The 19,912-nt window shown below is 59.9% G+C and carries 19 protein-coding genes; 2 read left to right on the forward strand and 17 right to left on the reverse strand.

Annotated elements, in window-relative coordinates; genetic code table 11:
- Positions 1-64: 64 nt before the first annotated feature.
- From ANTHELSMS3_RS20350 to ANTHELSMS3_RS20405, 12 genes are all read right to left on the reverse strand, one after another.
- Positions 65-1,636, reverse strand: coding sequence for a GMC family oxidoreductase (locus ANTHELSMS3_RS20350; protein WP_094036463.1), 1,572 nt, complete (start codon positions 1,634-1,636; stop codon positions 65-67).
- A 15-nt stretch (positions 1,637-1,651) separates the two neighbouring features.
- The gene (locus tag ANTHELSMS3_RS20355; RefSeq protein WP_094036464.1) at positions 1,652-2,176 is read right to left on the reverse strand and encodes a Twin-arginine translocation pathway signal; all 525 of its coding nucleotides are present in this window, start codon (positions 2,174-2,176) and stop codon (positions 1,652-1,654) included.
- Between the two features lie 26 nt (positions 2,177-2,202).
- Positions 2,203-2,598 carry a VOC family protein gene (locus tag ANTHELSMS3_RS20360; protein ID WP_094036465.1) on the reverse strand — a complete coding sequence of 132 codons (396 nt, stop codon included), beginning with the start codon at positions 2,596-2,598 and terminating at the stop codon, positions 2,203-2,205.
- 126 nt (positions 2,599-2,724) lie between these two features.
- Positions 2,725-3,768 (reverse strand): NAD(P)-dependent alcohol dehydrogenase, encoded by a 1,044-nt coding sequence (locus tag ANTHELSMS3_RS20365; RefSeq protein ID WP_094036466.1) that lies wholly within the window; start codon positions 3,766-3,768, stop codon positions 2,725-2,727.
- Between the two features lie 67 nt (positions 3,769-3,835).
- A complete protein-coding gene (gene groEL / locus ANTHELSMS3_RS20370; RefSeq protein ID WP_094036467.1) occupies positions 3,836-5,467 on the reverse strand; it encodes a chaperonin GroEL in 1,632 nt (543 codons plus the stop codon).
- A gap of 67 nt (positions 5,468-5,534) precedes the next feature.
- Entirely contained in the window at positions 5,535-6,338 is an 804-nt protein-coding gene (locus ANTHELSMS3_RS20375; protein ID WP_094036468.1) for a metal-sulfur cluster assembly factor, read from the reverse strand.
- A gap of 4 nt (positions 6,339-6,342) precedes the next feature.
- Entirely contained in the window at positions 6,343-7,368 is a 1,026-nt protein-coding gene (locus ANTHELSMS3_RS20380) for an amidohydrolase family protein (protein ID WP_089279104.1), read from the reverse strand.
- Positions 7,369-7,451: 83 nt separating this feature from the next.
- Positions 7,452-7,823: an MmoB/DmpM family protein gene (locus ANTHELSMS3_RS20385; RefSeq protein WP_094036469.1), complete on the reverse strand. Its 372-nt coding sequence runs from the start codon at positions 7,821-7,823 to the stop codon at positions 7,452-7,454.
- 21 nt (positions 7,824-7,844) lie between these two features.
- Entirely contained in the window at positions 7,845-8,906 is a 1,062-nt protein-coding gene (locus tag ANTHELSMS3_RS20390; protein ID WP_094036470.1) for an aromatic/alkene monooxygenase hydroxylase subunit beta, read from the reverse strand.
- Between the two features lie 51 nt (positions 8,907-8,957).
- On the reverse strand, positions 8,958-10,016 hold the full coding sequence (locus tag ANTHELSMS3_RS20395; RefSeq protein WP_094036471.1) for an NADH:ubiquinone reductase (Na(+)-transporting) subunit F: 1,059 nt from the start codon (positions 10,014-10,016) through the stop codon (positions 8,958-8,960).
- Between the two features lie 80 nt (positions 10,017-10,096).
- Positions 10,097-11,761 (reverse strand): aromatic/alkene/methane monooxygenase hydroxylase/oxygenase subunit alpha, encoded by a 1,665-nt coding sequence (locus ANTHELSMS3_RS20400; RefSeq protein WP_094036472.1) that lies wholly within the window; start codon positions 11,759-11,761, stop codon positions 10,097-10,099.
- 646 nt (positions 11,762-12,407) lie between these two features.
- Positions 12,408-13,652, reverse strand: coding sequence for an RNA polymerase factor sigma-54 (locus ANTHELSMS3_RS20405; RefSeq protein ID WP_254694796.1), 1,245 nt, complete (start codon positions 13,650-13,652; stop codon positions 12,408-12,410).
- A gap of 95 nt (positions 13,653-13,747) precedes the next feature.
- On the opposite strand from ANTHELSMS3_RS20405, the gene ANTHELSMS3_RS20410 reads away from it, so the two are divergent.
- Positions 13,748-14,713, forward strand: coding sequence for a hypothetical protein (locus tag ANTHELSMS3_RS20410; RefSeq protein ID WP_094036473.1), 966 nt, complete (start codon positions 13,748-13,750; stop codon positions 14,711-14,713).
- Here ANTHELSMS3_RS20410 and ANTHELSMS3_RS20415 read toward each other — a convergent pair.
- Genes ANTHELSMS3_RS20415 through ANTHELSMS3_RS25660 form a run of 4 tightly spaced genes read right to left on the reverse strand, consistent with a single transcriptional unit; the run spans position 14,710 to position 16,713 of the window.
- Complete coding sequence (locus tag ANTHELSMS3_RS20415) at positions 14,710-14,889, reverse strand: hypothetical protein (protein WP_094036474.1); 180 nt, start codon at positions 14,887-14,889, stop codon at positions 14,710-14,712. The genes ANTHELSMS3_RS20410 and ANTHELSMS3_RS20415 overlap by 4 nt on opposite strands.
- Positions 14,890-14,914: 25 nt before the next feature.
- Positions 14,915-16,051, reverse strand: coding sequence for a WD40 repeat domain-containing protein (locus ANTHELSMS3_RS20420; protein ID WP_094036475.1), 1,137 nt, complete (start codon positions 16,049-16,051; stop codon positions 14,915-14,917).
- Complete coding sequence (locus tag ANTHELSMS3_RS20425; protein ID WP_094036476.1) at positions 16,052-16,342, reverse strand: hypothetical protein; 291 nt, start codon at positions 16,340-16,342, stop codon at positions 16,052-16,054.
- On the reverse strand, positions 16,339-16,713 hold the full coding sequence (locus tag ANTHELSMS3_RS25660; protein ID WP_157733595.1) for a hypothetical protein: 375 nt from the start codon (positions 16,711-16,713) through the stop codon (positions 16,339-16,341). The genes ANTHELSMS3_RS20425 and ANTHELSMS3_RS25660 overlap by 4 nt, the downstream gene beginning before the upstream one ends.
- Positions 16,714-17,003: 290 nt before the next feature.
- On the opposite strand from ANTHELSMS3_RS25660, the gene ANTHELSMS3_RS20435 reads away from it, so the two are divergent.
- Complete coding sequence (locus tag ANTHELSMS3_RS20435) at positions 17,004-17,837, forward strand: GNAT family N-acetyltransferase (protein WP_094036478.1); 834 nt, start codon at positions 17,004-17,006, stop codon at positions 17,835-17,837.
- Here ANTHELSMS3_RS20435 and ANTHELSMS3_RS20440 read toward each other — a convergent pair.
- Positions 17,834-19,654 (reverse strand): sigma-54-dependent Fis family transcriptional regulator, encoded by a 1,821-nt coding sequence (locus ANTHELSMS3_RS20440; RefSeq protein ID WP_198319846.1) that lies wholly within the window; start codon positions 19,652-19,654, stop codon positions 17,834-17,836. The genes ANTHELSMS3_RS20435 and ANTHELSMS3_RS20440 overlap by 4 nt on opposite strands.
- Between the last annotated feature and the right edge of the window lie 258 nt (positions 19,655-19,912).

The raw sequence follows: 19,912 nt of genomic DNA on the forward strand, positions 1-19,912 counted from the left end.
CCTTTGCCACGGGGTTGGGCATCCCGCGACGCGGAATGCCCTGAGTGTTTTCGGATCAGTCAGATCAAAGCGTCTGCTTGTTCATCTCTGCCGCGATGAAATCCGCCTGACGGATCGCCAGCGCCACGATGGTCAGCGTCGGGTTTTCCGCCGCGCCAGAGGTGAACTGGCTGCCATCGGACACAAACAGGTTGGCAATGTCATGCGTCTGGCCGTGGGCATTGACCACACCGTCGCGCGCGTTGGCCGACATGCGATTAGTGCCCAAATTGTGCGTCGATGGATAAGGCGGCGTCGGGAACACCCGTGTGGCGCCGACCGCCTCGTAGACCGCTATTCCCTGCTTGTAGGCGTGGTTGCGCATGGCGACATCGTTGGGGTGGTCGTCAAAATGCACATCCGCGACAGGCAAACCATGCTGGTCGGTCACTGCATGGTTCAGCGTGATACGGTTGGTTTCCTGAGGCATGTCCTCACCCACGATCCACATCCCGGCCATGTTCTCGTAGTGGTCCAGCGCGGTGGTGAACTCACGCCCCCAACCGCCGGGATCAAGGAAGGCCGCCATGAACGGCAGGCCAAGCGCCAGCGTTTCCAACTCATACCCGCCGACAAACCCGCGCGATGGATCGTTGATCGCCTCATCCTGAATGATGCCCGCCATGGTGGTGCCGCGCCACATGCGCACCGGTTGATCAAACGTCGCATAGACCGATCCGGTGACGTGGCGCATGTAGTTACGTCCCACCTGACCCGAGCTGTTGGCAAGTCCGTCCGGGAACATCGCAGACGCCGAGTTGAGCAGCAAACGCGGGCTTTCGATCGAATTGCCCGCCACACAGACAACGCGCGCCTTTTGTTGTTGCTGATTGCCATCGGCATCGACATAGACAACGCCCGTCACCTTGCCCTGCTGGTTGTGCTCGATCCGCATGACGTGGCAGCGCTCGCGCACTTCCAGATTTCCAGTTGCTTCGCCGCGCGGAATGTCGGTGTAGGCGGACGACCACTTGGCCCCCCATTTGCAGCCTTGAAAACAGAACCCCGTCTGCTGACAGGCCATCCGGTCGTCATTGTCCGCGGAATTGATCGCCATGCGCCCAGTGTGGACATGTTCATAGCCCAGCGCCTTGGCACCCTTTTCGAAGACCTTGTAGTTGTTGTTGCCCGGCAGGCCCGCACGACCGCCCGTGCGGGTCACGCCCAGCTTGTCTTCGGCTTTGGTGTAGTAATCGTCCATCTCACGCGGGTCGATGGGCCAGTCCAGCAGGTTGGCCCCCTGCACATCGCCGTAGTTCGTCTTGGCCTTCCATTCGTGATCCTGAAAGCGCAGCGAGGCACCCGCCCAGTGCGTCGTGGTGCCGCCCACCGCCTTGACGATCCACGCAGGCAGGCCACTGAAATCCTTGGCCACCCGCCAGTCGCCCGACGTGGTGCGCGGATCGGTCCAGGCCAGTTGGCCAAAACTGTCCCATTCGTCGTTTATGTAGTCCTCTGGCAAATACCGCCCGCCTGCTTCAAGCGCGACAACTGACACGCCTTTCTGGGCAAGCTCATTTGCCAACACGCCGCCGCCAGCGCCGGTTCCGATAATGACAACGACGTTGTCGTCGTTCAGGTCAAATGGTGCACTCATTGGTCAAGCCCCCCCTCAAAGCCAGTTGATGTCGTCAAAGCCGCGGTACATGTAACCGCCTTGGGAATAGCTCTCGCCCTCGTATCCGAAGATCGGCCAGACCGCTTTCTGGTTGTACAAACCGGTGACAAGCCCGCCCCGGATCTGTTGGAAGAACGCGCTGTTTTCCATCCCGCGCAACAGATCCACCCGGTCCCGTTCCCAACCAACGTCGATGTAGCTGGCGTAGCCGATGCCCTGCGCGGCGGCGTTCAATGCGGCGATACCGGTCTCGGTCGCATCGGCGGCCTCGGCGCTGTCATAGCCCTTGACCGCTATGGCATAAAATTCGTCCGACACCTGATCGTGTGGATAGATGTCGCGCGCCATCTGAATCAGCGTAGCCATCGTCTCCGGTTTCAGATGCACAACCTCAAGCGCCCAGTTGGCAGCATCGGCCCGACCAGCGACAAAGCTGGCACCAATGGCAAAACTGGTGCCCATCATCGCGCTTTGCGACAACAGTTGGCGCCGCGTCAGCGTTTGTTTACGAATTGACATGGTGTCCTCCCTCTTTCGATTTGGCGTTATTTGAAGCGACCGGCCCGTTGCAGGACCTCGATCTCGTACCCGTCAGGGTCCTGAACGAAAAAGAAATGGGCCAGCGATCGGCCGTCGTGTTTGAAATCGACCAGCTTGCGTGGGGAGAGGCCCGCGGCCTCGAACCGGGCGTGTTCTGCTGCCACATCCTCGACACTGACGGCCAGATGGCCGTAGCCGTTGCCCAGATCATACGGCTCGGTTGTGCCCTTGTTGATTGTCAGCTCAAGCTCGAAACCGGTTTCGTCGTTGGACAGATAAACGAGCGTGAACCCGTCAAAATCGATCCGGTCCGCGACGGTCAGTCCAAAAGCCTTTTGATAAAAGGCGACAGAACGGTCTTCGTCCAGCACGCGGATCATGGAGTGTATTGCTTTGGCCATTACGTCCTCGGCGGTTTTGATTGGAATTGAGGCCCTGCGGCGAAGACAGGAGGAGCGTGCCGCAGGGCGGGCGCATTGGGCGGAGGATTAGACCCCCAAGGCGCATCCGGATGGCAAGACGGGCGATCAGGGGACGATCACGCCCCGCCCGGTAAACTTGCGATCCTTGAAGTCGGAAATCGCCTGATTGATGTTCGCAAGGCTGTATTCCGTCTGGTGCATCTTCACCAAACCGTCGGCGTTCAGCTCCATCAGTTCGACCAGTTCGACGAAGTCACCCACAAGGCTGCCGCCGATCTTGATCTCATTGGCGACCAGCTCCAGCGTCGGCACCTCGACCGTGCCGCCGTAGCCAACCATGATCAGTTCACCGCCTTGGCGCAGCAGTTTCCAGCAGATGTTCTCGGTACCATGCTCTCCGACGAAATCGATCGCCACATGCGCGCCGCCGCCGGTGGCCTCTTTGACCTGCTCAATTAGATCCGGGCCGCCGTCCAGAATGATATCGGCGCCCAGTTCACGCGCCAGTTCCTGCGCCGCTGGTTCGCGGTCCACCGCGATGATCCGCGCACCAGAGGTGTGCTTGAGCACCTGAAGCGCGATGTGCCCCAGCCCGCCAATGCCCAGAAGCAGGATGTAACCGCCGGGATTGACCAGCTTGGCGGCCTTCTTTGCAGCGCGGTAGGCGGTGATGCCCGCGTCGGCCATCGGTGCCACGGACAACGGCGTGATGCCGGTGTTCAGCTTGATCAGGGATTTTTCGCTGGTCTTGAAATACTCGGCAAAGCCGCCGTCCAGACCAAGGCCGGGAAACAGCCCATGGTCGCAGTACATGTCGTGCCCGTAGCGGCAGTTCAGACAGATGCCACAGCTGTTGAACGGGTGGCAGATCACCGCGTCGCCGGGCTTGACCGATGTCACGGCGCTGCCGACATCCTCGACCCAGCCTGCGTTTTCATGACCCAGCGTATAGGGCAACAGGCTGCCCTCTCCGTCCATGATGTCTTTCCAGACGCCTTCGATGATATGCAGGTCGGTGCGGCATAGTCCGGCCGCACCGACCTTGACGATCACCTCGTTGGGGGCAGTGATCGTAGGGGCGCTCACGTCTTCGATCCTGAGTTGGACGTTCATCGCGGGGTCGTATTCGTATAGTCTTGCTGCTTTCATGATCTCATTCCTTCAGTCTGATCGGGCCGGTTCCGATATGGACCGGCCCCGTGATGTCACAGAGCGGTCAGGCCCGGCCCAGCAGTTCAGCGCCACCACCAAGGGCGGGTCCTTCGGTCGGATCGGCCTCACCTTCGTCGAGATCGCCAACAAGGGTTTCGGTAGTCAGGATCAGGGTTGCGACAGAGGCCGCATTGACCAATGCGCTGGCGGGCACACGCGCCGGATCGATGATCCCGGCCTCGTACATGTCGCCAAAGACGCCCGTTGCGGCGTTGTAACCATGACCCGGCGCGCCTTCGGCCACCGCCTGCGCCACAGCGGCGACATCCGCCCCCGCATTGCGCGCAATGCGACGCACTGGGTCGGTCAGGATCGACCGGACAAGCTGAATGCCCTTGGCCACGTCACCCAGCGCATCAAGGTTGTCGAGACAGGAGCCGATCTGTGCCAAGGCCGTGCCGCCACCGGCAACCACACCGTCCTCCGCCGCCGCCTGAACCGCGCACAGCGCATCTTCGATCAGTTGGATCGTCCGTTTCTGTTCCACCGGGGTGAACCCGCCCGCGTAGATGATCGCGCTGCCGCCGGTCAGTTTGGACAGGCGCTCGCGCAGTTTGTCCTTGTCGATGTTGGGCGGCGCGTTGTCATGCTGACGCTGCACCTGATTACGACGTGCCGTGATGGCATCCGGATCACCCTCTCCGCGCAGGATAGATGTGCCAGAGGCGTGAGACCGCACAGTTTCCGCCCCGCCAAGCTGCGCCCGGGTGACATTCTCGATCTTCTTGCCCAGATCGCGCGCCAGCACCTCGCCGCCGGTCAGGATGGCCAGATCGTCCATCATGGCGGTGCGCCAGTTGCCGTACTCTGGCGGATGCACAATCAGGTATTTCCCTGCCCCACCGTGTTCGAGCAGTTTGACCACCACTTCGGGCGCGATCTCTTCGGCGACGATCAGCAGGGGCCGGTTTTCGCCATCCGCGATAGAAATTGCCTGATCCAGAAGCTCGGGCTTGAGGATCTTTTGGTCGGTCAGCAGGATCAGCGGATTGCGCAGCACCGCTTCCATGTTCTCGCGGTCGGTGACCATGTGGTGCGAGATGTAGCCGCGCTCAAAGGACATGCCTTCGACCACTTCCATCGTCGTCTCGATGGTCACGCCGAAATCTGCAGAAATCACGCCATCCCGGCCCACACGGCTATAGGCCTCGGCGACCAGTTCACCCAGCTTGGGGTCGGTCGACGACACCCGCGCCACCGCCTCCAGGTATTCGGGGTGGTCGTCGCAGCTGAGCGATGAGGCATCAATTGCGGCGACGACCCGCGACACCGCAAGGTCGATCCCCTTGCACAGGTCCACAGGTTTCGCGCCAGCGTCAGTCAGATCAACGCCACGCTGGATCAGTGCGTTGGCCAGCACAATTGCCGTCGTGGTGCCGTCCCCTGCCACATCGTTGGTCTGCATCGACACTTCGCGGACAACCTGCGCGCCCATGTTTTCAAATCGATCGCGCAACGCAATCTCGGACGCGATGCTGACGCCGTCACGGGTGACAAGCGGTGTGCCCACCGGGCGGTCGATCATCGCGTTCAGCCCCTTGGGGCCAAGGGTGGGTTCCACCGCCGCGGCCAGCCGGGCGACCCCGCGAGCCAGACAGTTGCGAGCAACCTTGCCGTGTACCATGAGTTTAGCCATATCTTCCTCCTTCGCCGCGGGGCCTGACCCGGGCGTCCTCCCTAAAGTTTCTTGGTGGTTCCGCGACCTAGCGGCGCGCGCCGACGTCGTCGCGGGGCGGCACGCGCCCGGCGATGAAATCGACCAGCGTCGGACCGTCGGGCCCGATCTCGACCTCTTTGTAGCGTGTTTTTGCAAGCCCTCGGCACAGCGCGCCGTTGAACTCCATGTTGATCCGCGTGCTGCGCAGACGGGCCAGATGCTCTGACAAGGCCATCGGCTGGATCGGTTGCCCGTCCCAAGTGGGAAAGGCCAGATCTGCCGAGGCTTTCGCCAGCCCTTGATCCAATAGCAGCTCGATGTAACGCGGCAGCTGACGCAGCTCTTCCTCGCCGTCGAACCGCACCATGCGCAATTGGCCCAGCGTCATGGTCACGATCTCTGCCGGACACAGACCAATCGCCTGCAACCCCAGCACCACGGTTTCTTGGCGGCGATCGAAGGCCTTGGCCAGAAACGTCTGCACCACTTCGTCCAGCCGGGCACCATCACAGTACTCGGCAAAAACGTCGTGATACTCACGCCCGCTGTTGACCCCTTCGTTGACCTTGTCACCAAAGCAATGGTCGTTCAGGTGCACATTGGCCTCAACCACCCACGGAAGGGCCATCACCTCGCGCCGGATGCCGAACGCCATCAGAAAGGCGAAATTCGGCGAGCACCAGTAGGTGGGGAGCCGAAAATCGACTCTCACCTGTCTTGCATCCGTCACCTCGATCCGCTCGACAAAGCCCATGTCAGTAATGGGCTCGTCGAGTTCCGGGTCCGTCACCGCATCGAGACGTTCCCAGACTTCGATCTCCAGTTCTGCCTGTAGATTGGCAACCAGCATTGGATCACTCCGCCGCGATTTGAACAGGGGAACCGGCGAGTTGAGACTTCTTCGCCTCGACGTCGATGTTGTACAGCTTGGCCGCGTTCAACCCGAGGATCTTTTCCTTGATCTCATCGGTCAGTTGCACGCCACCACGCTCGGCAGAGATGTCCTCGGGGATCTGATAGTCCCAGAACTTTTCGACCAGCCATTTCGGCGTCCAGATCGCATAGTCCGAGCCGAACAGGATCTTGTCCTCACCAATCCACCACAGCAGTTCAGCCATCACTTCGCCAAAATAGCGCGGGCGCGAGTGGATGAAGGGCATTGCCACCGCAAGACCAGCGTAGACGTTGGTTTCCTGCGTCGCGATCCAGCAGAAATCATCCAGACGCGGCAGACCACAGTGTTCAACGATCCAGTTCAGGTTCTGGAAATCGGTGGCGGCATAGTCCACGTCATCGACGCTGAAGGCGTCCTTGGACAGCGGGATGATGGTCGGGCCCTTGTGGACGTGGATATTCTTGATGCCCAGCTTGTCGCACAGCTCAAAGCACTTGTAAGCCGCAGGATCGTTAAGCGCCCAGCCCTTGGAGTCCCCGTTCCATTCGGCGGTGTACATCTTCACGCCGGAAATGTCGTAGGTTTCCTTCATGTAATGGATGTATTCCAGCGCCTGCTCACCATCGCGCGGGTCGAAAGATCCGTTGACGATAAAGCGTTCGGGATGACGCTTGGCCATCTCGTTCGACCGTTCCAGACAGCCAAAGCCGTTCTTGTAGAAATCCTTGAGCACGGTGGTCTGGATGATTGCCATGTCGTTGGGACCGTCCACAAACAGGTCGCGATAGATGTCATCCTCGGACTGCTTGTCGAATTTGGCCTTTTCCCACAGCTCTTCGGGCGGGCTGAGGTTGGTGTGATAGGCATAAAAGCAGTCAATGAACTGTTTGCCGTGCACGTTGGCCTGATTTTCCGGGCTCCCGTCCCAGAAATGGGTGTGGCCATCGAGTACGAATACCTCTTTGCCCTGCGGTGTCTTGAACATGGTGTCCTCCCTAGATCGTCAAATGTGTGTCTGGACTGTCTCCGGGGCCGCGCGGTGCGGGCCCCGGAGGATGTCAAAATGGGTCAGATGTATTCCATGACCTCGTTCATGTCGCCGAAGAGGATCACCGTATCGTCGTCGATCCGGACCATCCGCCCGTAGTGGGTGGAGGTGTTGACCTCAAAGGTCTCGGCCGTCATTTCGCGGCCAAGGAATTCGGTGATCTCATCCATCTTGAAGATCAGCTTGCCTTCGCCGTCGATCCGGATGGTTGCCGGGTTGTAGGTCACGGTCACTTTCGGATCCTGACCCATGAACTCGGCGATGGCGCGTGCCTCGACGCTGTCGTTCATGGTGACGCCGCACTGGTGCGAAACTTCGCGCGAGGTCAGGTCGATGTCCTTCATCTCTTTGAAAATGTTCTGCTTGGTTGCATTGCGCGCTACGCTAGACATGTTTCTATTCCTTTCAGGAGGTTATTCGAGGCCCAGCTCGGCAACGATGTGGTTCAGGCGCTCATGAGAGACGGCCTTGACGTCCTCGAAAGAGACCGGCTTGGAATGCGGCTGCGACCAGATGGGTTGCAGCGCGGCGGCGGCCTTGTCGGCAAGGTCGCGATGCTTTGTCAGCCAGGATTTGAACAGCGCCTTATTATGTGCGCCGTGCTTTTCATCGTTGGCCAGCAGATAGATCAGGTCGACCGTGTTCGCGAGATTGCGCTCATAGTCAGCCTCTGCAGCGGAAATCACCGGCGGCGTGATGAAGTCATTGTTGGCTGCGGCCGCTTGCATGAAAAAGCCAGAGCGGATCAACTCACCCACCAGCGGTTCGAACACGATGTTGATGGCAAAGTACTGTTCGAGGTAATCTTCACAGCCCATGATCGTCTCGACCGCCAGGCGGGTCGGCTGCCAGATCGGATCTTCCAGCCACGTCTTCTTGCCCAGTTCGTCGTTCCACCCGTCGATATCCATGCCAATTTCGGCCAGATACAGCGTGACGTCCTGCGTCAGGCGCATCTTGTAGGACGAGTTGGTCAACGTGGCGTTGTTGATCATCTGGGTATAGCCGTAGCGCTGCGCCTGCATGAGCGAGGTGCCAAGGCCGAATTCCGCATGTTTCCACGCACCCAGGTGTTTTTGCAGAATGCTCTGCCAGTTCTTGTCAAAGACCTTGTGCGCCCCTGCCTTACGAGCGTTGGTAATGACGTTCTGCACCATCGTCTCGATCTTGGACTGGCGCTGATAATGGGTGCGTTCCCATTCTTGGTCGGGCGCGCGGAAGGCGTGCCAATTCGATGACAACGCAGCGGTCGAGTCCTTTTGATAAGCGCCACCGCCCTTGCCGCCTTCGAACTCGATGATCCAGTTCTGGATCAGATAGCGCTCGGGATCGGGTTGCACGTCAACGGTGACGTCTTCGTAGTGGGTCGCTCGCTTTCCGCGCGGTTCAAAGTAGTTGTACTTGCGGCTGGTAGAGCCAACGAATTGCGCGGCACCGGCGGCACCGGATCCGACTGAGCTGGATGTAGCTACCATGGTAGTCTCCCTTGGTTTCTTTTGTTCACGTCACTAGCGTCCGGGCCGGTATCAGTGGCCCGAAGAACCGGAAGTGGGCGTAAACTTGTCGTAGAAGATGCGGTCGGTTTCGAAGTCGTGCATGAACAGCACAGGCGACAGGGCATCGATCATCGGCGGCGGACCACAGGCATAGACATCGCCCTCACCGTCAATCCCAAGTGCCTTGAGCCGGGTATCGACACACTCGTGAACAAAGCCGCGTTCGCCGGTCCAGCTTTCGTCATCATCGGCATGGCTGAGGACCGGAATAAACTCGACGTTCGGATGGGCGGCGGTCAACGCGCCGATTTCATCCAGCTTGAACAGGTCGTTCTGACTGCGCGCGCCATAGAAGAAATAGATCGGGCGATCCTCTCCGCTGGTGACCTGATCGTTCAGGATCGACCAGACCGGCGACATGCCGGACCCGGCGCCCACAAGGATCACCGGTCCTTGTCGTTCTTCCCGTCGGAAACACATCCCGTAGGGTCCTTCGACGCGCACTTCGGCACCGGCTTTGATGCCTCCATCGTCGAGTTCGTTAGAGAACCGTCCGTCTGGGTACTTTTTGATGATGAAGCCAAGTTTTTGGGTTTCGCTCGGCGGATTTGCCATGGAGAACGAGCGTGTAATCTCCTCCCCCATTTCTGTTTTGACCGTGATGTCGACATATTGACCCGCCCAAAATTTGAGAGGCGCATCCAGCTCTATTTGGACACCGCGAATATCGTGGGTCAGTTTATTGAAATCGACGATCTTTCCGGTGAACTGCTTGACCGGAATGGATTTCGCCAGAACTTCTTCGTCGTAGTTGAGCAGCTCGATTTCGACATCGCTATAGGCCAGCGTCCGGCACATCAGGATGTGGCCACTGTCCTTTTCCATGTCGTTCAGGGCGAAGGTGGAGTATTTTAGCATCTCCGTTTCGCCATCCAACTGGACGCACTTGCAAGCCGAACACTGTCCTTCCTTGCATCCGTGGGGCAATGCGATGCCCTGGCGGAACGCGGCGTCAAGGATGGTTTCATCCTCCTCGACCTCGAATTCCACGCCGACCGGCTCCAATCGGACTGTGTATGTGTCCGTCATCGTTTCCTCCCTATCCACGTCGCGCGACTTTCGCGCGCTTGGGGGCGAGGGCCGCGCAAACGGCCCTCGCAGTTCTGCAATCAGTTGCAGGGATTGATGGTGAATCCGGCCTGATACTCGGCGATATGCGCCGCGCGGTCGGTTTCATTCATGCCGCGCAGCATGTTCAACGGCGACCGCAGAGTGTGGCCACGGACGTGCTCCAGCTTCCACATGTCCTTGTCGTCGAACCGCAGGTGCGGTTGCGGCACCAGGGTTTCGCCGTCGTCGCGGACAAAGTTGAGATCCTTGATGGCATCCGCCAGATCCCAGCCGTCGTAGACGCTTTCCCATTCGCGCTTGCCCGAGAACTTGCCCATCGCCGGGGTCGGACGACCCTGGTATTCGTCAGCAAAGGCCTCGACGGCGGTCCAGCGGTCCAGTTCGTGCGCGAATGTGTGCAGCTGACCGTCGATTTCGTCGACCACCATGTCCTCGCGGATGAGGCAGGGCACAAGGCACGACCAGCAGCGGTGCGGATAGACGTAACCAGTATCCTGGTTAAAGGTCATGACCGTCTCGCCCGGCTTGGACAGTTTGGCATACCACTTCCAGTATTCGCCAAATTCCGCATACCAGCCCGGGTACTTGTTTTCGAACCATTCGAAATCTTTTTCGGTCTGGGCTTCGATCCGCCAGAAGTTCACCGGCCAGCCAACCGAGAAGAACTGAGCGACCTTGTGGACGTAGTTCTTTTCAGTGATCCGCTTCCACGCTTCTTGAACGTCGTCGTGGTGGATCTTTACGCCGTATTTTTCGAGCGGCAGCATGTAGGTCCGGTAGTAGTCTTCGAAAATCCACCGGTGCCACATCTCGGCATAGGACTCTTTGTCCTTGTCGCGGTTGGTGGTGCCGTATTCGATAAACGTCCCGATGGCGGCGTCGACGATGGCGTGGTTCTGCCAGAAGGCATAGCGCAGGTCGCGTTCCAGCAGCAGGTGATTTTCCGGCTCTTTCAAAGCAGCCATCAGCAGGGAGTGACCATTGCCGATGTGGCGGCTTTCGTCCGACTGAACCGACAAGAACACGGTCGGCAGGGCGTAGTCACCGTTGCGCGCAGCCTCAGACGGCATTGCCACAAACAGCGTGTTGGTGAACGCGGTTTCCGCAACCACCGTCAGGTACATGCAGGCGGCGGTCATGGTATCGCCGGTGATGAACCCCTCGCCGAACTGGCGGCCGATGGTGGTGGCGTAACACTTGCCGAACGCCTCTTCGGTGATGTCGAAACCAGCCGGGTCGATGTAGTTTTCCATGTACCACTTTTTCAGGTTCATCTGAATCGTGGAGTGGCGGAATTCGTCGACCATCTGCATGGTAAACCCGGTGCGCAGGTCTTCGCCCGGTGACAAGCGTGCCACCATGGCCATCGAGCGCGCAGCCGAGATTTCCGGGAACGGGATGATCGCCAGGAACAGCTTCATCCACTCGATCCAGCGGGGCTCCACGTTGCGGAACATGTCGCCGCGCAGCGCCGCATCAAGCGCGCCGTAAACCCGGTTATCCTTCTCCTCTTCCATCGGGAAATAGGACCGCAGGACCTGCTTCATCGGGTCGCGCGGGGCCTTGGTGATCTTGTAGTCCGTCGGGTAGGTGCTGGCCTCCTGAACATAGGAAGGATTCCAGCCGAGATCCGAAATCTTCTTGGTTGCCTCCCCGATCGAGATACCACGTTGAGACGTGATCTTGTTAAGCGTCAAAGTCATGTCATGAGCCTCCTTAAAGCTCTGCAGCCGGTTGCCCGGCCACCTGTTGGCGGCTTTTGCCGTTGCGTCGTTGAGCGCCTGACGGTCAGGCGCCGGTTCTCGGCAAAGGTTGAAAAGCTGGACACTGCCCGATGTCGCCTTAGTTCACGGTAGCGACGTAGTTGGAGGCTGGTGCCTTACTCCCTGTCCTTCGTTCTTTGAGCCGACCGTTTGGCTGGCCGCCCGCATCTTGTGTCCTTCTTCTGGCAAGGCTGGTTCCAAAATTGAGGAGACACAGATTTTTTCGCCAACAAATCCACCAACCAACTGATTTCAGAGTATATTTTCTGTAGAAAAAATTTGCGTGACGTCTGAAACCCGGGAAACGCACATCCTGACGCAGAGACGGATTGTCGCATAACGTTACAGGCGTTTCATTGACGCCTTTACAAAGCGTTACACTGTCCGATTTGGCAGAAATCTCTGGACGGTAATTCTGGTGGTATCGACCCGGAAAACCGTCCCGCACGAGGTGCGCAATCCTGTGAAACAGCCCGCAGAAAGGCCCCGATTGGGGCCTCTGTCGGTGAAAATTTTGTGGATTGGAAGGGGGTGTGAGACTCGGCAAATCGGTCCGAGAAAAACGCCGCGGGCTTTCCGGCCCGAGTCAGGCGTGGCGGCGGCGTTTTGCAGCTGGCGAGATACCGATTTCCTGACGGTAGCTGGACACCACGCGCCGCGAGACGGCAATGCCATCGGCCTGCAATAATGCCGTCACCCGCCGATCAGATAGCGGTCTTTTCGGATCTTCCTTGGCAAGGAGCGCCCGGATTTTTGCCTGCACATAAGGTTTGGACACCTGCGTCCGGGACGAAGCCGTGCCGCCAAAAAGCGTTCGGCCAGCGACAATCCCGTTCGGCCCTTCGATCAACAATCCGTTGAGAACACGGCTGACCGTGCTGAGGTGAAACCCCGTAGCCTGCGCAATGTCCGACATGGTCAGCGGTTCCATGGCCGCCGCACCGAGGCGGAAAAACGCCCCCTGACGGTCGACCAATACGCGCACAACTTGACGCAAGGCCGATTGGCGCATCTCCAGCGCCTGCTTTAACGCCCGCGCCTTGGCTAGGGCCTCGCGGGTCTCTGCCGTCTGGCCATGTCTTGGCAGCTGGACGATCTGGATGTCTCTTTGCATGGCCGACAGAAAGTCGATGTCCCAACCCGCGCCTTGAGGTGTGATCCGAACATCCGGCTCTCGCACTAGGGTGGGATCATTGCTAAAGGCGCTGCCCGGTTTGGGATCAAGACAGCGGATCCGTCCAAGGCAGTCCTGCACCTGTTCCTCGTCCAGTCCCGTCGCCGCGACAAGGCCCGCCATACCCTTGGCCTCCACGATCGAAAGGGCCGACAAGACACGCGCCATGTCATCGGTCAGCGCATTTCGATCCTCGAGTTGCAGACGCAGGCAATCCTCAAGGTTCCGTGCAAACAACCCGGCCGGTTCCACCCGTTTTTGGACAACCTGCAGCGCTGCGTCTACCAATCTGGTCGGGAATCCAAGGCTCTTGGCGATCTCGTCGGTCGCGCGCCCCAACCATCCCGAAGGTTCAAGTTCTTCTATCAGAGCGGTGATAACGCGTTCCATCATTCCGCCCTCGGCAAGCAAGCCCGCCAACGCTCGAGAGACATGATCGTAAAGACTGCCCGCTTCTGCCACGGCGGCCATTTCCAGCACATCCGTGGCACCGGATGTGGTCATCGGCCTGCGTCGCAAGATGAGCATCGGATTGTCGCGCGCCGCGTCTTCCAGATGCGCGTCCAATTCGCCCGCCGACATTTGCAGAACGCTGACCACCTGTCCCAACCGGAACACCTGACCTTGTTTTGTACGCAGTTGAAACCCTAGCGTCATGGCAACATCCGGACGACGTGGCGCAGACAAATTGCTGGCCTTGAACGGCGGGGCCGGTCTATCGTTGACCGAAGAAGCCCTTGAATTGCAGTGTGATGAGCAAGACACCCCCGATTGGCAGTATTGTCCCGCTTGTTGGCGCAGCGCCGGAATTGTCTTATCCCGGCCTGTCTCCGCAATTGCTGGCCCGCGTAAAACAATTGTGGTCGGCGGCGGGCCTGGATTTTGACAGCACCTGGCGCGGCGGCCTGCGCAGTCTGCCCGGGTTCCGCGCAGTTCCTCGGGTTGAGGCCTCTGCCAGCAGCACCGACGTGGATCTTATTTTCCTGTTCGATCAATGCGTGATCTGGGTGCGCGCCTTTCACGAGGCAACAAATGCCGGCAAGGCGCGGGAAAGCAGCGGGTTGAGCCCGGCGCAATGGCACGGGTTGGCGGCAATTTCGGCCCGGCTGACCGAACAGCTTGCGGCTTTGCGTCTTTTGGCCCTGACCGATCTGCCGATGCCCGCAATGCAGATTGCCCGGTCGATCACCGAAGACGTGGACATGGCGCTGGTGCTGTTGATCCGCCCCAAGCTGGCCCAACGCTTTGCCGAGTGTCGCACAGTTGATGAGGCCAGCGATTTCTGGCGTCGCCACATCGCCGGAGGCCGCGCCTTTCGCAGCATTTCCGAACGGCTGTATTCCGTGGGCATCGATCATTCGGCCGACACCGCTTATGCGAAATGGCGCAAATCCGTGCTCACCACGCTGGGGGCCGCAGTCCACAGCAACGCCCTGAAGACCAGCGTCTCGACGCGTCAACAAGGCGATGTTCTGTTGAATGGCGACAGCCTGCACTTTGCGGCCTTCCGTATCCATGAGCTTTGTGCCTTTGCGCAATTGATCGAGCCGGACCTGATCGACGTACTGCAAGGTGCATACCGTTCGGACAGCACAGCAGAGGCCACGGCCCGCACGCTTGGCGCGCTGGCCGGTCCGCTAAGCGGTATTCTCGTCAATCAGATTGCCAGCTTGTCGGCACCGCCTGCTGCCTCGCAACAGGCGGCCAAACCGCATTAGTTCGGGCGGTTATCCGTCTGGCCAAGACGGTTTTCGGCCACCCAGCGCGCGGCAAGCACCAGCGCTCCGGCGGCAAAATCTTTGCCGTGTTCGTCGACCATTTCCTCTGCAACTTTCGCGAGTTGCTGGAAATACCGGTCCTTGCTTTGCTCTTCTGTGGACAAGGCTTGTGTCATGGATCTCTCTCCCTTGGAGTTGTTGTTACTTGAACATGTTCTTGGGGAACGTCGTGATCGAAAGCGATCCGTCCTCCCCCGCGATCGCCAGATGCGCACCATCGTCGGACCAGGCCAGCGCATTGACCGCAGCGCCCGTACCTTCGCGCAAGAGCATCTCATCCGGGTGGCCGATCCGGCAGATCATCACCAGCCCGTTCACATAACTGACGGCGCAAAGATCCCGCTTGGGGTGCACCGCAATCCGGTCGACAATCGTCAAACCCGGTTTGCCGGTTTCAATCGGTGTGCCTTCGTGCTCGCCAAATGGCAGGTCGGGCAGATCCCAGCCCACCACCCGGAACGCACCCGACGCGACCATTGCCCTGGCCTTGTCGCTAAAACCCACAGTTCGGACGGCGGCTGGGAAATCGACAATCCGGTCAGAGGTACCCGCTTGAGCATCGACCAACACCATGGCCTTGTCCTCACAGCCAGCCACCAGCCAGCGCGCACAGGGCGACCACGCCATATCGCTCACCTGACCGTCACAGTCGACGGTTTTGCGCACGCTGAGATCTTCGGTCGACACTAGGCTAACCTGCCCGCCGCCCCAACATCCTGCCATACGTCCATCCGGCGAGACAACGATCCGCGAGACTTCGTGCGGCAGGGTTGCGTTGCAAATCTCTGCGCCGCCTTCGGCAACGGCCAGCACCAGCACCTTGCCACTGGCCATCAATATGCGGCCATTGCGCGGCGCGGCGGCCAGCGCCGTAACGGCATCGATCGGCGCGGCTGAGACGCGCAGGGTCTGCCCACGCCCCGTGGCCCGCCACAAGGCACCGCTATCGGCGTGAGAAAAGGCAAATCCCTGTTCGCCAAGCCGACAAAGCTGGACATCAGGCCGCGCAACAGGCTCTTCGCTGATCACCGGCAATGGCAGCGGCTTGGTCCGGGGGCGGATACTGGGACGTCCGGTGTCGGCCTCTACCCGGACACGGCTTTCGGGATGTTCGGCGTCATTGACAGAGAAAAAGGCCATGCGGCCATCGCCCAACACCGCGACCACAGAGGTTCCCGCGCCATTGAAAAGAACATGGCGCACATCCGTATCCAGAACCCATGTCCGGGCAATCAGATCAAACAGCGTCATCGCCTGCGGCGGCTTGTGCATTGTCATTTAGCGTTCCTTCGTGATGACGGTTTCAAGCTCTTCGTCCAGCGCCGAGAGCTTCTTTTCCAGATCGGAGATCTTGTTCAGGTTGGCGTCGCGCGCGGCGTCATTGCGGGCCTGTTCGTCCTCGTGGGCGCTGTCGGCCACGCCGTCGCGTTCGTCTTTCAGGTCCAGCACCATCATCCCGCTGGCTTTCTGGTTCAGCCGCAGTTGCGTGGTGTTCGCCTCGGCGATCTGGAGTGTGACCTCCAACCGATCCTTGAGGATTGCTTCGATGCTTCGTGATTGACCGCTCATGACTGCCCCCTGTAAACGACGGCCCATGTTCGACCCGAAAGGCCAACACGATGATTGATCCCGCTGACATCCGCTTTTTTCAGGCGTTGCAGCAGGTCTGCCGCCAAACCGACGGCGTTGATCAGAGTTGCCAGAACGCCATCGGTCACGCGATCAAGACCGGCGATCCACACGACTTGCGGGCGGCGCGTCAGGCGGTGGACAACCTTGATCAAAGAACCCGGGATCAGGTGATGCGGCAGGTTCACCAGCGCATGGCGACCGACCTGACGGCGATACTGGATGCCATGTCCGGCGCTCCCGGCAGGCAACGGCCGAATTGATCCGTTCCGGCGCTTGCGTGCCGGTGAAATCTGTTCTGGTTCGTACATGGGTTCCCCCTCCCCTGGGCGCCCGGTCGTTCGAGTGTCGTAAAGGCTAGCAGAGCGACCCCACGACACAATGAATTCAGGCGGGATTCGGCGATTGCGCTGTGCCGTGGCCGAAAAGTGTAAATTTGCGTTACGTTTGGAATCGCGGCCTGTAACGCTCTGTTTCACAATAATTATTCTGCGTCGCAGAAAGATGCGCCGCACTTGCAAAAGAAGCGAATCAATCACTTGATTTCATGACGCGTATCGCCCTTTGATGGCGATGATCCGCAGTTACACCATGCAGGCAGATGGACGATTTCCCCGAATTTCTGGAACAAGACGATCTGACGTTGCGGTTGCCGACCGATGCGGATCTGCCCGAAATCGCACGCCAGTTGAGCGACCAGCGCACGGCCCGCTGGCTGGCCACCGTGGCGCATCCGGTCGATCCCGAACAGGCCCGCGCCCTGCTGATCCACGGCCAACATCCCGGCGAGGCGTTCCGCCTGATCGAGCGGGAAAACCGCGTGGTCGGCGCGCTGTGTCTGGGTGCCTCGTTATGGTACTGGCTGGACCCGGATCATTGGCGGCAGGGCATTATGCACCGCGCACTCAGTTTGGCGATCCGCACCCGGTTTGCGCGACCGGCCCCGCCGCTTATCGCCACCTGCCACGAAGACAATGATGCCTCCCGCGCGCTGTTGGCACGGTTGGGGTTTGCGCCCTACCCGGTCGGCAGGCGCATGTTTTTTCAAGGCACGCAGACAGCGGAACCCTGCCGTGATTATCTGTTGGCCCCCGAACAGTGGCACCTACTGCACCCGCCCGAAATCGCGGCCGGTCCGGCTCTGCTGCGTCCAGCGCGGCAGACAGATGCGGCCGCGCTGGTCCACATGCTGCCCGGCACCGGGGCCGGTCCCTGGCCTGCGGCAGAGGCCTTGACGGCCTTTATCGAAACCCATCGCTACCGTGGCCGCCCTGAGGGGCTATTCGTGATCGTGGACAACAATCGCCGCAGCATCGGCATGGCGTTGGAAAGTCATGGTCGCACCGCGCTGCTTTTCTTGTCTGCCGAGGATGAGACCCGCCATCGCACCCGGATCGAGGCGTCCCTTGCCACCCAATGGCCGGCCCCTATCTAGTCTTTCAGATGGGTGTAGACCGTGTTGCGCGACACGCCCAGCCGCCGCGCCGTCAGCGCCACGTTGCACTGGCAGACCCGGTACATGCGACGAATCTCAAGACAGCGTTGCCTGCGAATGGACGTACCGTCGCAACGCGGGCAGACTTGATCCGCGGCGTCCTGAATCGTCAGAAATCGGGCAACATGCACATCGCGCAGCACCCCGGCAGGACACTGCGCAGCCAGAACCTGAAGGTGGTGCCGCAAGTCGTTCAGATTGTCCCGCCGGTCTATTTTGCCAAGCGCCTTGATGGCTTTCGCTGAAAGCCGGTGGTCCGGTGACAATTCTGCCAGCATGCTGCGGGCAATCTTGGGAAAGTCCGTGCGCGCCGCAAGGCTGGGCAGTTCGACGGTCAACATCCGCAATTCGCCAATCGCCCTTGGATGCCAGTCCACCTTTTCGGAATCGGTCCGATCCGTCGCCAGAACACACCATTGGCGTTCCGTGATTGCGTGGCGCAGGGTAGTAAGAAGACCGGCAAAGGCATCCGTCCCCAGATCCTCCAAACTCGCGATATTCTCGAGCACCAGCGTCCCGCCGGACTCTGCCATCAGATCGGGGGTCACATACCCCTGTAAGAGCGCGTGGACCGCCGCAATGCCTTGCGCTGCAGGGCCCAGGCTGTTGCAGTCGACCGCGATCAGGGTGCCCTCCCCATGGACATGACGATGCACCGCCTCTGCCAGCCGGGTCTTGCCGGTGCCCGACAGTCCCCGGATGCAGACCGCCTGCCCCAACGACACGGCCCGCTTGGCCACACGCGCGCATTCACGCACCATATCGTCGTCCAGAACGATAGCCCCCGTCTGCGGGGCAACCCGCCTGGCCGCCGGAACGTCCCGCAAGCGCCACCCACGCGCCACCTGCGGCTGCAATGATCCCGGGTGTAGGCGCGCGAAAAACCCGGCATTCGACCGATCCCACAGCTGCACGGTTTCCCCTCGGGCCAAGGTGCGCAGGACGGCCTGCACATCGCCCCGAAACAAGTCACTGAACAGACTGGCCGTGGCAAGATGCTCTCCGTCCAACAGTCTTGCTGACATGCGGTTCGCCCCGGTGATCCTCCCGCCCTCATCGATGCCGATCAAACCAACGCTTTGCGTGGCTAGGTATTCCGCACGCTGGTGAAACTGGACGATGTAATCGTCCTGATGTGCCTCGGCAAATAGCCGGTTTTCGATGTTCGTGGCTGCCAGAGTGACCAGTGCCTGAGTGTGATACTGCCGCTCCGTCACCTCTGACGACGCGTCCAGCAGCCCGACGATCCGGCCATCCGAGGCCATGATTGGCGCGGCGACACAAGACACCCCACCATGGCACGAAAAGAAATGCTCTCCACCCATCACCATGCTGGACCGTCCAGACAACAGCGCCAACCCAAGAGCATTGGTGCCGCGCTTTTCCTCAAGCCAGATCGATCCCGGACGGATAGAGCGTCCGCACGGGCCTTCGCTAAAGTCCGCGTCCATAATCGTGTCCAGCACGACACCGGTCTCATCGGCAAAGGCACACATAAAATTGGCCCCGGCGATCTGCGCACTCAGTAGTTCCAGCTCTGGGCGGACAAGTCGCATCAGACGCTCTCGCGCCTGCCGGGCAATCCTGAGCGACTGATTGGACACCGCCGCATCCTCGGGCATGCCGCAAGGGTCCAGACCACTTTGCAAGCACCTTTGCCAGCTTGCGGAAATCTCTTGCCGAATGGCGACAGACGCCAGAGCACTGCCCGTGCTCAACGTCTCGCGCGTCTGCACGAATGTCGATCTGGTCGTCATGCGACCGCCCCCTCCCAAGGTATCGGGCCATTTTCGGGCACCCAGCCTGAAAAGCAACCGGGATGTTCGTCGATGTCGGCAGAGTTTCGGAAAAGCGCCGACACCCCAAATCGCAACAGCGAACACTTGCTGAGCGCACGCACCCGCCGTCCCATTTTTCCAATCTTTCCGCAGATTCACAGCATTTTCAAATCTTTCGGAAAAGAGCTGTTTCTTCATTGCGGGTGGTCCATGGCCACTCTGCGACGCATATTCCGG

This window comes from Antarctobacter heliothermus (genome assembly GCF_002237555.1).
Taxonomy (GTDB): Bacteria; Pseudomonadota; Alphaproteobacteria; order Rhodobacterales; family Rhodobacteraceae; genus Antarctobacter; species Antarctobacter heliothermus_B.

Excerpts from the sequence above, each read along its gene's own strand:
- ANTHELSMS3_RS20410 (WP_094036473.1), top strand. The coding sequence starts at position 13,748 with ATGAGCAAGACACCCCCGATTGGCAGTATTGTCCCGCTTGTTGGCGCA.
- groEL (WP_094036467.1), bottom strand. The coding sequence starts at position 5,467 with ATGGCTAAACTCATGGTACACGGCAAGGTTGCTCGCAACTGTCTGGCT.
- ANTHELSMS3_RS20385 (WP_094036469.1), bottom strand. The coding sequence starts at position 7,823 with ATGTCTAGCGTAGCGCGCAATGCAACCAAGCAGAACATTTTCAAAGAG.
- ANTHELSMS3_RS25660 (WP_157733595.1), bottom strand. The coding sequence starts at position 16,713 with ATGTACGAACCAGAACAGATTTCACCGGCACGCAAGCGCCGGAACGGA.
- ANTHELSMS3_RS20380 (WP_089279104.1), bottom strand. The coding sequence starts at position 7,368 with ATGTTCAAGACACCGCAGGGCAAAGAGGTATTCGTACTCGATGGCCAC.
- ANTHELSMS3_RS20395 (WP_094036471.1), bottom strand. The coding sequence starts at position 10,016 with ATGACGGACACATACACAGTCCGATTGGAGCCGGTCGGCGTGGAATTC.
- ANTHELSMS3_RS20400 (WP_094036472.1), bottom strand. The coding sequence starts at position 11,761 with ATGACTTTGACGCTTAACAAGATCACGTCTCAACGTGGTATCTCGATC.
- ANTHELSMS3_RS20390 (WP_094036470.1), bottom strand. The coding sequence starts at position 8,906 with ATGGTAGCTACATCCAGCTCAGTCGGATCCGGTGCCGCCGGTGCCGCG.
- ANTHELSMS3_RS20435 (WP_094036478.1), top strand. The coding sequence starts at position 17,004 with ATGGACGATTTCCCCGAATTTCTGGAACAAGACGATCTGACGTTGCGG.
- ANTHELSMS3_RS20420 (WP_094036475.1), bottom strand. The coding sequence starts at position 16,051 with ATGACAATGCACAAGCCGCCGCAGGCGATGACGCTGTTTGATCTGATT.
- ANTHELSMS3_RS20415 (WP_094036474.1), bottom strand. The coding sequence starts at position 14,889 with ATGACACAAGCCTTGTCCACAGAAGAGCAAAGCAAGGACCGGTATTTC.
- ANTHELSMS3_RS20355 (WP_094036464.1), bottom strand. The coding sequence starts at position 2,176 with ATGTCAATTCGTAAACAAACGCTGACGCGGCGCCAACTGTTGTCGCAA.
- ANTHELSMS3_RS20360 (WP_094036465.1), bottom strand. The coding sequence starts at position 2,598 with ATGGCCAAAGCAATACACTCCATGATCCGCGTGCTGGACGAAGACCGT.
- ANTHELSMS3_RS20375 (WP_094036468.1), bottom strand. The coding sequence starts at position 6,338 with ATGCTGGTTGCCAATCTACAGGCAGAACTGGAGATCGAAGTCTGGGAA.
- ANTHELSMS3_RS20425 (WP_094036476.1), bottom strand. The coding sequence starts at position 16,342 with ATGAGCGGTCAATCACGAAGCATCGAAGCAATCCTCAAGGATCGGTTG.
- ANTHELSMS3_RS20365 (WP_094036466.1), bottom strand. The coding sequence starts at position 3,768 with ATGAAAGCAGCAAGACTATACGAATACGACCCCGCGATGAACGTCCAA.
- ANTHELSMS3_RS20440 (WP_198319846.1), bottom strand. The coding sequence starts at position 19,654 with ATGACGACCAGATCGACATTCGTGCAGACGCGCGAGACGTTGAGCACG.
- ANTHELSMS3_RS20405 (WP_254694796.1), bottom strand. The coding sequence starts at position 13,652 with ATGACGCTAGGGTTTCAACTGCGTACAAAACAAGGTCAGGTGTTCCGG.
- ANTHELSMS3_RS20350 (WP_094036463.1), bottom strand. The coding sequence starts at position 1,636 with ATGAGTGCACCATTTGACCTGAACGACGACAACGTCGTTGTCATTATC.